The sequence below is a fragment of the Sphaerisporangium rufum genome (assembly GCF_016863395.1).
Lineage (GTDB): Bacteria > Actinomycetota > Actinomycetes > Streptosporangiales > Streptosporangiaceae > Sphaerisporangium > Sphaerisporangium rufum.
Genome location: NZ_BOOU01000010.1, coordinates 69,474 through 80,666, shown reverse-complemented (window position 1 = coordinate 80,666; position 11,193 = coordinate 69,474). Strand labels below are relative to the sequence as shown.

General features: G+C 70.9%; 7 protein-coding genes. 5 read left to right on the top strand and 2 right to left on the bottom strand.

What is annotated here, in order from left to right:
* The first annotated feature begins 160 nt into the window (after window positions 1–160).
* The 3 genes from Sru01_RS03585 to Sru01_RS03575 all read left to right on the top strand — a co-directional run bounded on the left by Sru01_RS03585 (window position 161) and on the right by Sru01_RS03575 (window position 5,552).
* The gene (locus Sru01_RS03585) at window positions 161–1,510 is read left to right on the top strand and encodes a hypothetical protein (RefSeq protein WP_203982387.1); all 1,350 of its coding nucleotides are present in this window, start codon (window positions 161–163) and stop codon (window positions 1,508–1,510) included.
* 229 nt (window positions 1,511–1,739) lie between these two features.
* On the top strand, window positions 1,740–4,736 hold the full coding sequence (locus tag Sru01_RS03580; RefSeq protein ID WP_203982386.1) for an AfsR/SARP family transcriptional regulator: 2,997 nt from the start codon (window positions 1,740–1,742) through the stop codon (window positions 4,734–4,736).
* Between the two features lie 99 nt (window positions 4,737–4,835).
* Window positions 4,836–5,552: a M15 family metallopeptidase gene (locus Sru01_RS03575; RefSeq protein WP_203982385.1), complete on the top strand. Its 717-nt coding sequence runs from the start codon at window positions 4,836–4,838 to the stop codon at window positions 5,550–5,552.
* A gap of 115 nt (window positions 5,553–5,667) precedes the next feature.
* Here the strand turns inward: Sru01_RS03575 and Sru01_RS03570 are convergent, their stop codons facing one another.
* Window positions 5,668–6,042 (bottom strand): MerR family transcriptional regulator, encoded by a 375-nt coding sequence (locus Sru01_RS03570; protein ID WP_203982384.1) that lies wholly within the window; start codon window positions 6,040–6,042, stop codon window positions 5,668–5,670.
* Between the two features lie 64 nt (window positions 6,043–6,106).
* Here Sru01_RS03570 and Sru01_RS03565 point away from each other — a divergent pair, with 64 nt between their 5' ends.
* Together Sru01_RS03565 and Sru01_RS03560 are read left to right on the top strand one after the other, a co-directional pair.
* Window positions 6,107–7,330: an MFS transporter gene (locus Sru01_RS03565; RefSeq protein ID WP_203982383.1), complete on the top strand. Its 1,224-nt coding sequence runs from the start codon at window positions 6,107–6,109 to the stop codon at window positions 7,328–7,330.
* Between the two features lie 113 nt (window positions 7,331–7,443).
* Window positions 7,444–8,430 carry an HNH endonuclease gene (locus Sru01_RS03560; RefSeq protein ID WP_239136856.1) on the top strand — a complete coding sequence of 329 codons (987 nt, stop codon included), beginning with the start codon at window positions 7,444–7,446 and terminating at the stop codon, window positions 8,428–8,430.
* Between the two features lie 144 nt (window positions 8,431–8,574).
* On the opposite strand, the gene Sru01_RS03555 is transcribed toward Sru01_RS03560, so the two are convergent.
* Window positions 8,575–11,100, bottom strand: coding sequence for a GmrSD restriction endonuclease domain-containing protein (locus Sru01_RS03555; protein WP_203982382.1), 2,526 nt, complete (start codon window positions 11,098–11,100; stop codon window positions 8,575–8,577).
* Window positions 11,101–11,193 lie beyond the last annotated feature (93 nt).

The following is an 11,193-nucleotide window of genomic DNA, read 5'->3' as shown; positions in this document are numbered from 1 at the left end:
ACCCCTACGACGGCAACGCCGACGACCTCACCGCACAAACCCCCGTCGACACCACCGGCTGGACCCAAACCCTGCTGTCCGCCCAACCCGCCACCGTCGGCTAGCGGATCACATCCCACGCGCCGGCCGGCAGCGGCCGGACTCGTTCGAAGGACGCCCCATGCTCAGCCCTCTCCCCTCCCGTGCCCGCATGACGGCCGCGGCGGCGCTCACCGCCTTCGGCGTATGGTGCACGGCACACCCCGCGATGGCCGAACCGCGGCCGCAGCCCCCGGCGGCATCCGACGTCAGCGCCGCCTACCAGGTCGCCGCGTGCGACCCCAAGGGCACGACCTCCACCGACGCGAGCCTGGCCACGCAGCTCAACGGCACGCTCAAGGCGAAGATGCGCGGCTACATGTCGGCCTACCGGGTGTCCTGCGCCCGCATGGTGATCAAGGCCGCGCACGACCGCGGACTCGACACCAGAGCGGCCGTGATCGCCGTCGCCACGATCATCGTGGAGACCAGCATCCAGAACATCAGCGAAATGGTCGACCACGACAGCCTCGGACTGTTCCAGCAGCGCGCCTCCTGGGGCACGGCCGCCCAGCGCCTGAACCCCACCTGGGCCACCAACGCGTTCCTCGACAAGATGATCAGGGTCTATCCGAACAACAGCTGGAAGACCGCGCCGATCGGCGAGGTGTGCCAGGCGGTGCAGGTGTCGGCCTTCCCGGACCGCTACCAGGAGCAGGCCGCCGACGCGCAGATCATCGTCAACGCCATCCTGCCCTACGTCAGCGCCCCCAAGGGGACGGCTTCGGTGTACGGAGTGACCTCGGACGGGCGGCTGACCTACACCGCCATCGACACCGCCACCGGCAAACGCACCCACGGCGCCGTCACCTCCACCACCACCCTCGGCTTCACCCCCAAAGCCATGGCCACCCTCAACTTCAACACCATCCTGATCACCGAAGACGGCCCCGACGGCAAGCTCTACCGCATCGACGTCATCACCAACAACACCTCACTCACCTACAACCCACCCGTCCAGATCGCCACCGGCTGGACCCACGACCTGCTCACCTACGACGGCAACACCCACCTGTTCGGCATCGCCGCCGGCACCCTGCGCCGCTACAACATCACCACCACCAAACCCACCGCCGCCACCATCTCCACCGGCACCCTCATCGGCACCGGCTTCACCCTCAAAACCCTCACCGCCACCGCATCCAACTGGCTACTCGGCACCACCGAAACCGGCCTGCTCATCTCCTACCGCATCGACGGCACCCCCTACACCCGCCACCAACTCCGCGACTCCACCTGGCAGGTCTTCGACCACCTGCTCTCCCCCGGCGGCGGCGTCTACTACGGCCACCGCCCCGAAGGCTCCCTCCACCGCTACCTCGACGCCGACCCCTACGACGGCAACGCCGACGACCTCACCGCACAAACCCCCGTCGACACCACCGGCTGGACCCAAACCCTGCTGTCCGCCCAACCCGCCACCGTCAGCTGACCGCGCGACGAGCACACCTGGCATGAAGGGCCCCGGGATGCCCCCGGGGCCCTTCCGCCATGCGGCGATACCGGGGCGGCGCCGGAGCGTGGCCCTTAGGAAGCGAATCTCAATGCAGGGCGATGAAGTCGCGCGCCGAGACCGCGTTTCACATCTGGACCACCGCATGGACTACCGAACCGATCTTTGTTCTTGAGAAGATCAAGATCGAGCGTCCTGGAGAGAACCGATGGAGATACGGCTACTCGGTCCGGTCGAGGTGTGGAGCGATGGGCGGCAGGTCCCCCTCGGAGGAAGCAAACCGCGCGCGCTGCTCGCCGCCCTTCTCCTGGGCGAGGGCCGGGCGGTCACCGTCGAGCGGCTGACCGAGGTGCTGTGGCAGGACGACCCGCCGCCCACCGCGCGCGGGATAGTGCAGACCTACGTCGCGTTGCTGCGCCGGGCGTTCACCCGGGCGGGCCTGCCGGAGGTGATCGTCACGCACCGGGTCGGCTACGCGGCGAAGGTCCCGCCGGACGCCCTGGACAAGACCGTCTTCGAGCGGCTCGTCGACCAGGGACGGCGGGAGGCACGCCAGGAGGACCACCGCCGGGCGGGGGACTCCTTCCGGACGGCCCTGGCATTATGGCGCGGCCCGGCGCTCGGCGGCATCGCCGACCCCTACCTGCGCGCCGAGGCGAGCCGGCTGGAGGAGCTGCGGCTGACGGTGCTCGAGGAGCGCATCGCGGCGGATCTGGCCGCGGACCGCACCGAAGGGCTGATCGAGGAGCTCACCGAGCTGGTCGCGACGCATCCGGCCCGCGAGCTGTTGCGCCGCGACCTGATGATGGTCCTCTACCGGGCCGGACGGCAGGCGGACGCGCTCGCGGTATACCAGCACGGCCGCCGGGTGCTGGTCGAGGAGCTCGGGGTCGAACCGGGGGCGGAACTGCGGCAGGCCCACGAGTCCATCCTGCGGTCCGACCCCGCGCTGCTGGGCGGGACGAAGAATCCGCCACCCCGCCAGCTGCCCTCCCCGCCGCCCGACTTCACCGCGCGCGAGGCGGAGGTCGCCGAACTGCGCGACCGGCTGGCCCGGCCGGGCGCCATCCCGGTCTGCGTGATCTTCGGGGCCGCCGGGGTGGGGAAGTCCACCCTGGCGCTGCGCGCCGCGCACGAGGTCGCCTCCAGCTATCCCGACGGCCAGCTGTACGTCGAGTTACGCGGCACCACCGAGGCGCCCGCCACCCCGCAGGAGGTCCTCGGCCGGCTGCTGCGCGAGCTGGAGCCCGCCGCCTCACCGCCCGGCACGCTCGAAGAGCGCGCCGCCCGCTACCGCAGCCTGCTCGCCGAGCGGCGCAAGCTGATCGTCCTGGACGACGCCGGCGCCGAGCGGCAGGTCCGGCCGCTGTTACCCGGCGCACCGGGCTGCGGGGTGATCGTCACCTCCCGCAACCGGCTGGCCGGCCTGGCCGGCGCGGCGGTACTCGACCTCGGACTGTTACCCGACGAGGCCGCGCTGCGGCTGCTGGAGCGGGTCGCCGGTCCGGACCGGGTCGCCGCCGACCCGGACGCGGCCCGGCGGATCGTGCGGCAGTGCGGCGGCCTGCCGCTGGCGCTGCGCATCTCCGGGGCCCGGCTGGCGTCGCGCAGGCACTGGTCGGTGGCCCGGCTGGCCGACCGGCTGGCCGACGAGCAACGCCGGCTGGACGAGCTGGCCGCCGGAGACCAGCAGGTGCGGGCCGGTATCGCCCTCAGCTACGACCTGCTGCCCGCCGGGGCCAAGACCGCGCTACGCCGCCTAGGGCTGCTCGGCCTGCCGTCCTTCCCGGTGTGGGTGACGGCGGCGGCCATGGAGACCGGGCTGGACCAGGCGGAGGAGCTTCTGGACCATCTGGTGGACACCTCGCTGGCGAGCGTGACCGGCACCGACGCCGCGGGCCGCACCCGCTACCGGCTGCACGACCTGGTCCGGCTGTTCGCCCGGGAACGCGCGGTGGCCGAGGAGCCGGCGGCGGACCGCACGGCGATCGTCCGCAGGGTGCTCGGCGGGTGGCTGTGGCTGGTCGAACGGCTCAGCGAGGCCTTACCGAGCGGGGGGATCCCGATGCGGACCTCCCTCGGCCTGGCCCGGCCGCTGGAGGCGGAGGTGGCGCGGACGGTGCTCGCCGATCCGCGCGGCTGGCTTCGCAGCGAGGAGGAGACGCTGATCGTCGCGGTGGAGCTCGCCGCGGCCATGGATCTCGACGACATCGCGGTGGAGCTGGCCGCCGGGCTGTCTTCGGTGGCCTTCGAGGGCAGCCAGCACGTCTTCGACAACCCGTTCGCGGCCTGGCACCGCACGCACGAGGCCGCCCTGGCGGTGGCGCGGCGGACGGGCAACGCCCTGGGTGAGGCGATCCTGCTCGCCGGCCTGGGCCACCTGGCCTACGAACGCGACCACTACGCCGAATCCCGCGAGTACCTCGGCCAGGCGCTGTCGCTGTTCCGCACCGCCCGGGACGCCCGGGGCGAGGCCGCCACGCTGGCCGCCCTCGGCGCCGCCTGCCGGGAGCAGGGCTATCTGCCCGAGGCGCTGCACTTCCTGGGCCGGGCGAGCCGGCTGTGGGGCGGCCTGTCGGACCCGGCGGCCGTCGCCCACGTCCGGCGGCTGGCCGGCAGCGTACGCCTGGAGCGCGGCGACTACGAGGCGGCGTGGGAGGACCTGACCGCCGCGCTGTCGCTGTACCGGGAGGCGGGCAGCCGCCGCGGCGAAGGGCTGACCCTGCGCACCATGGCCCTGTACCACCGAGCCCGTGCGGAGCCGGCGCGGTCGGAGGAGCTCTGCGCGCGGGCCCTGGCGATCTTCCGTGAGCTGGGCGACCGGCTCATGCAGGCGTACTGCCGGCGTTCACTGGCCAAGGCCTGGCTCCGGCTCGGCCGGTTCGATCCGGCTCGCCAGGCCCTCACCGAGGCGCTCGCCGTCACCCGGACCCTCAACGACCGCTACGGGGAGGCGCTCACCCTGCGCACCCTCGGCGAGCTCGACCTGGCCGAAGGCCGGCTCTACCAGGCCAGGAGCCGCCTCACCGAATCACTGGCGCTGTGGGACGCGATGCGCGCCATCCTGTTCCGCGCCCGGACCCTGCGCGACCTGGCCCAGGTGCACGAGCAACTGGGCGACGAGGCCGCCGCCAAGACGACCCGGGCGGAGGCACTGGAGATCTTCCGGCTGCACGAGGCGCGGGAGTACCGCGAGCTGGGCTGAGCCGCCTGACGAGCGGTTACAGCGTTCTTCAAGAGCCGTCCCACATCATGACGTCGGCGTCTCGCCTGGAGCGCCGTGAAACGTCAGCCGGAGGCCTGCATGCCGAAGATCGTACTCCTGTCCGACCCGCGGATCGCCCAGGTCCCGGTGAGGGAGTGCGGTGAGCCTTTGGTCAATCTGCGCACCCTGGAGGCCCTCCGGGTGGACACGCGCCTGGCGGACGCCGAAGGCCTGTTCGCGCACGTACGGCTGAGCGTGGCCGACCGCCTGATGGCGGCGCAGACCCGGCTGCCCAGAGCACTGCGCCTGCTGATCGTCGAAGGATTCCGCCCGGCGGCCCTGCAGGAGCGGTACTTCGCCGAGTCGGTGGCCACGCACCGGCAGGCCAACCCCGAATGGGACGACCGGCGGGCCGCCCGGGAGGCGAGCAAGTACATCTCCCCGCCCGAGGTCGCCCCGCACGTCACCGGAGGCGCGGTCGACCTCACCCTGTGCACGGTCTCCGGCGTCGAGCTCCCGATGGGCACGCAGGTCAACGCCACCCCGCCGGAGAGCGACGAGGCCTGCCACACCGGCTTCCCCGGCATCTCCGCCGAGGCCCGCCGCAACCGCGACACCCTCGGGGCCGCGCTGTCGGCGGCCGGCTTCGTCAACTACCCGACCGAGTGGTGGCACTGGTCGCACGGCGACCGCTACTGGGCCTTCACCACCGGCGCCGCCACCGCCTGCTACGGCATGAGCGACGGCCCACCGCCTGCTTACGGCATGAGCGACGGCCCCACCCCTGAGCCTCCGGCGAGCGGGATTCCGTTCTAAGGCCCGTCCGGCCCCGGCCGGCCGGCGGTGCGGCGGCCGGCGGTGCGGCGCGCGGTGTGCGGCGCGCGGTGTGCGGCGGTGCGGCAGGCGGCGGTGCGGCGGGCCGGGGAGAACTTCACTCCCCCCGGTCGCGGATGCGGAGCACTTCGGCCAGATATTCGGCGATGGCGTCCCGGTTCCGGGCCAGGCACTCCACGCGCCGGCCCAGGCGCTCGTGCTCCCGCCGCAGCGTGGCGATCATCTCGGGGGTCGCGTCGGCGAAGTGGATCACGCGCGGTTTGTCCAGGCACGGCAGGATCTGCTTGATGATCCGAGTCGGCAACCCGGCGTCGAGCAGACCCCTGACCTGCAGCACCCGGTCCACCATCGCCGGATCGTAGTCGCGATAGCCGTTGGCCGAACGCCCGGCGACGATCAGCCCCTGCTCCTCGTAATAGCGGAGCAACCGGCGGGAGGCGCCCGTCCGGTCCGCCAGCTCGCCGATGCGCATGTGACCCACCTCACAGGACGACCGGTTGACCGTCACATCGATGTGAAGGTTCGAGCATACGGGCATGTCCACAAGCAGCACAGAGCGCGCCACCGGGCCAGGCGCCACCGCCGGCACCCCCCGGCTGCCGCTGGCGGCCCTGCTGGCGCTGGCGACGGCCGTCTTCATCACCAGCCTCACCGAGACGCTGCCCGCGGGCCTGCTGCCCCAGATGAGCGCCGACCTGCGCGTCGGCGAGTCCGCCACCGGGCAGCTGGTGACGATCTACGCGATCGCCACCGCCCTCACCGCGATCCCGCTCACCGCGGCCACCAGCGGGTGGCGCCGCAAGCGGCTGTTGCTGACGGCGATGGCCGGTTTCGCGGCCGCCAACACGGTGACGGCGGTCTCGGCGGACTACGTCCTCACCATGTCGGCCCGCTTCGTGGCGGGAGTCGCCGCCGGCCTGGCCTGGGCGCTGCTGGCAGGCTACGCGCGCCGGCTGGCCCCCGCGCACCTGCAGGGCCGGGCCATGGCGATCGCCATGGCCGGCATCCCGGTCGCCCTGTCGCTCGGAGTGCCCGCCGGAACCTTCGCGGGCACGGCGTTCGGCTGGCGGACGGCCTTCCTCGGCATCACCGTGCTCACCGCCGTCCTGCTCGGCTGGATCATGCTCGCCGTCCCGGACCACCCCGGACGGCGGCAGGACGAGCGGACCCCGATGACGCGCGCCCTGCGGGTCCCCGGCGTGGCACCGGTCCTGGCCGTCACCCTCGTCGTGGTGCTGGCGCACACCATCCTCTACGCCTACATCGCCGCGTTCCTCGACCGGTTCGCGATGGGCGACGCCACCGACGTCGCCCTGCTCCTGTTCGGCGCGGCCTCGCTGGTGAGCATCTGGGCCGTCGGAGCCCACCTCCACCGGCGACTACGTCGTCTCACCATCGCCGGCGTGCTGCTGATCGCGGCCGGGGCGACCGTGCTGGCGCTCTTCGCCGGCCACCCGGCGCCGGTGTACCTCGCGGTGACGCTGTGGGGGCTCGGCTGGGGCGGCGTCCCCACCCTGCTGCAGACCGCCGCCGGTGACGCGGGCGGCGACCTGGCCGACGCCGCGCAGGCCATGCTCGTCACCCTGTGGAACGTCGCCATGGCCGGCGGCGGCATCGCCGGCGGCCTCCTGCTGGACCACTTCGGCGTGGTCGCCCTCCCGTGGACCGTCCTGGTGCTGGCCGTGCCGGTCCTCGCCATCGTGCTGGCCGCCCGCTCCCACGCCTTCCCCGCCCACCGCCCCCAGCCCGCGGCCCGATAGTCCCGGCCCTCCCCGACGAGACATCGCCCCACCCGCGCACATGCTCATCCGTGGAGCGACCAGACCCGACGATCAAGCACTGCTCTCCGGTGGTCTGGTGGCACCGATAAGAGATGTCGGGCAAGCGGGTGGCGGCGACGATCAATGCGATGGACAATTCGTGCGTGAAGGCCTACGTCGGGGTGACCGATCGCGATTGGTACCATTTCCTCGCCGCCCATCCGCATTTGACGGAAGTGAACTTCTGGCGGCCGTCCGGGGGACGCGAGTTCCGGGTCCTCAGCCCCGGCGAGCCCTTCTTCTTCAAAAGTCACCACCCGCACAACCGGGTGATCGGCGGCGGCTTCTACAGCGGCTTCGCCCAACTCCGGCTCTCCGAAGCCTGGGAGTTCTTCGGTCAGGCCAACGGGGCGGCCGACATCACCGAAATGCGCCTACGGATCGGCAAGTACCGCCGGCAACCCATAGCACCCGGCGAGGACCCGGTCATCGGCTGTGTCTTCGTCCGCGACAGCCGGTTCTTCTCGCTCGACGAACCCGCCGGCCCTCCCCCGGACTTCGCGCCGAACATCGTGCAGGGCAAGGGATATGACCTGGCGACCCACCCCCATGCCGGCTACTTCGAGGACCTCTTATTACGCCTGCTCGGCGCGCCCGTCGAGATCGACCTCTCCGAGCCGTGGCATCGGGACGGGCCGATGTTCGGCGATCCGCGGCTGGCGCCACGCCGTCTCGGCCAGCGGTCGTTCCAGGCCGTCGTCCTCGGCGCCTACCATCGGCGTTGCGCCGTCACCGGAGAGAAGATCAGGCCGGTTCTCCAGGCCGCCCACATCCGTCCGGTCTCGGCCGGCGGCCAGCACCGCCTCGACAATGGGCTGCTGCTCCGCTCGGACGTGCACACATTGTTCGACCGTGGCTACCTGGCGGTGGATCCGCAGTACCGGCTGCGGGTCAGCCCTCGCTTGCGCGAGGAGTTCGGCAACGGCGAGGAGTTCTACCGGCGAGCCGGCCACCCCATCGCCGTCCCCGACCACCGCCGCGACCACCCAGACCGAGAAGGCCTCCAATGGCACCTCGACGAGGTCTTCCTATCGTCCTGAACGCGTGATCCCGAGGACAAAGTCGGCCCCGTCTATCGGGCGAGCCCCTTCCCCGCCCTGGCCGTCCCCTCGCGCAGTTGGTGGGCCAGGAACTTGATGAGATGCTCGCCCACCCCGAAGCCGGTGTCGGTCATTCGTCGCCCGCTATTCAGGGTCCGCCGGGGCCTGGACGCGGCTGGCGAACCAGTCGAGCGAGGCGACCACCACGTCCCAGACGGCGTCGTTCGCCATCAGCGCGATATCGAACGACGGGTACAGCTCCAGCTTCGCCGCCGGCAGGTCGACGCCCGGGGCCTCGTTCAGCCTGCGCCGCAGCTCGTCACGGAGCAGCGGGTCGGTGAACGGGACCCGCTTCTTGTGCGTGGCGAACGGCACCTCCACCACTTTGGCGTAGAACCGCACGATGGGCAGGATCCCACCCTCGACCTTGACGAAGGGCGCGCACGAGACGTTCGCCGACCGGCCGAATTGCACCTCGCCACCACGCCCGCGCCACCATGCCAACAGACGGGAGACCTTGCCGACCGTGTGCGGACCTCTCGCCTCGCCGAGTTGGTGCAAGAAGCGCTGCTCCTGCTCGCCGATATCGAGGTAGTCCTCATCCGCCGTCAGCGCTGCCTCGCTGAGGTCCACCGCCCCGGGCAGTTCCAGCAGCTCGGCCAGCTCCCGGGCGGAGATCCGCTGGCCGGGATCGGCGCGGCCCGCCTCGTCGAGCCGGATGCCCTCGGCCCGGAGCACTTCGTGGACGTCGCGGTCGTCGTCTTCGTCGGCCCAGTGGAACCCCTTGGAGACCTGGCCGTTCGAGGTGAGCACCCGGTGCGCGTTGAGCACGTTCGACGCGGACAGGTGGACGCCGACGGGTACCGCGTGCGACCCGATCAGCTCCGCCAGGTCACCGTAGGTGGTCCAGGTGCCGGTCGGCAGCGCGGCGAGCGCGGAGTGCAGCAGCGTCCAGTCCCGCGAGGGCCCGACCGGGCCGAGGTCCAGCGGGCTCGGCCAGATCTCGATGGCGCGGGCGGCCAGCTCGTCGGCGCGGGCCTGGATCTCCGCCCGGCCCCACCGCTCCTGCTTGGCGATCCGCTGGTTCATCACCAGGCTGCTCTGGCCCAGAAAGTCGCGCTTCCTGGGGAACGGTGTGTTGCTCAGCTCGGAGTTGTAGCCGGTCAGCGTGAGGTTGCCCAGGGTGTGCACCAGCTCCTTGTGGATCCGGTCGGCGTCCCCGTCGGCGGCGAGCTGGGCCCGCCACTCGGCGGTGAGGGTCTGCGGCAGCACGTGCTCGATGGTGATCTTCTTGTCGGCGACCTCGACGTGTTCCTTACCACCGTAGGACTCCTCCAGCCGGCGGAGCACAAGCTTCTGCTGCGCGGTGCGCCCCTGCCAGTAGAAGGACCGGTTGCGGATGTCGCTGCGGAACTGCTCGTCGGACGACCAGTACAGCCGGGCCGGCGAGAGCCCTCTGCGCACGACTTCGTCCACATCCTCCTCACCGGTGAGTTCCCTGGTAAGCCGCATGAAGATCTTGTTCAGGCTGCCGGTGGTGACACCGGCGATCAGCCGGCGGACCAGGAAGCTCTCGATGTACCGCTGAGCTTGAATGACCCGCTCGTCGCATGCCTCGCCACTCTCCCGCAGTTCCAGCAACCGGAGGATGACGGGGTAGGCGGTGTTTCCTTTCCACTCGTTCAGGAACCGCAGGCGCTCGTCCAGCTCCGACTCGCCGGTCGGCTCGAGGATCCGCTGCAGGTAGCGGGACCGCCGGGCGAGATCCTTGACGTACTGCTCGACCTTGGTCTCGACGTCCTTCTTGTCCGCCGTGACCTCGCGGAGCAGGTCCTGGTGGCCGCGGTAGGTGTCGTTGTACTGCGCCTCGTCACCCCGTTCCAGGACCAGCGCCAGGTACATCAGCTGATCCATCCCCTTGGGACCCAGCATCTGCTGCATGGGCAGCCAGTAGGTGTCGTACACGAACTGGCCCTTGGTGGGCAGGTGCATGAAGACGTAGTTGCGGATGAGGTCGACCTGGCTGAGCCGCATGCCGGTGTTGTTGATGGACTCGAAGATCCGGAAGGTGTTGTCGTCGCCCTCCACCACGATCTGCACCAGGTTCAGCCGGTTCAGCACGACGCTCTCGATCCGGGCGATGTCGTGCGGGTCCGCCGGGTCGTCGACCTCGACGAGCTTGGTGCGGAAGAACTGGTAGGCGGGCGCGATGAGGCTGTCGGTGGTTCCGAACGGCTGCCCCTCGACGCAGTCCTTGTACGCCTGCCGGTCCACCTGGGTGGGCAGCAACCGGTAGCGGGCCTCACCGGGCAGGAACCTGTTGATCAGGTGGGTCTCGTTGATCCGATCCCGGTGAATCGGGTCTTCGGCGGCCTGGTGGTCGCGCAGCGCGCACAGGGCGACCAGCAGGGTGGTCAGCCGCTGCTGGCCGTCCACCACCAGCCACTCCGGGTTGCCGGGCGAGTTGTTCGGGCCCGGAGCCAGCACCACCGAGCCAAGGAAGTGGCTGTTGTCCTTGCCCTGCTCGACCCGGTCCGCCTGGAGCTCGATGTCCCGCCACAACGTGGCGAGCTGCCCGCGCTCCCAGGAGTACGGCCGCTGGTACAGCGGCACCAGCAGTTGCTGCTGCCCAGCGATGATCGCGCGCAGCGTCGTCTCGTTGGCCTTCACACCTATCCCCTCGCAATTTCACCGCCAAGCGGAGCCAACGATACTTACATGAACGCCTCCGCCGAGTAAATGGATCGTATCGAAATCACGAGT

Bases quoted from the DNA above. Each gene is read 5' to 3' on its own strand.
- Sru01_RS03585 (WP_203982387.1), top strand. From the start codon at position 161: ATGCTCAGCCCTCTCCCCTCCCGTGCCCGCATGACGGCCGCGGCGGCG.
- Sru01_RS03580 (WP_203982386.1), top strand. From the start codon at position 1,740: ATGGAGATACGGCTACTCGGTCCGGTCGAGGTGTGGAGCGATGGGCGG.
- Sru01_RS03575 (WP_203982385.1), top strand. From the start codon at position 4,836: ATGCCGAAGATCGTACTCCTGTCCGACCCGCGGATCGCCCAGGTCCCG.
- Sru01_RS03570 (WP_203982384.1), bottom strand. From the start codon at position 6,042: ATGCGCATCGGCGAGCTGGCGGACCGGACGGGCGCCTCCCGCCGGTTG.
- Sru01_RS03565 (WP_203982383.1), top strand. From the start codon at position 6,107: ATGTCCACAAGCAGCACAGAGCGCGCCACCGGGCCAGGCGCCACCGCC.
- Sru01_RS03560 (WP_239136856.1), top strand. From the start codon at position 7,444: ATGTCGGGCAAGCGGGTGGCGGCGACGATCAATGCGATGGACAATTCG.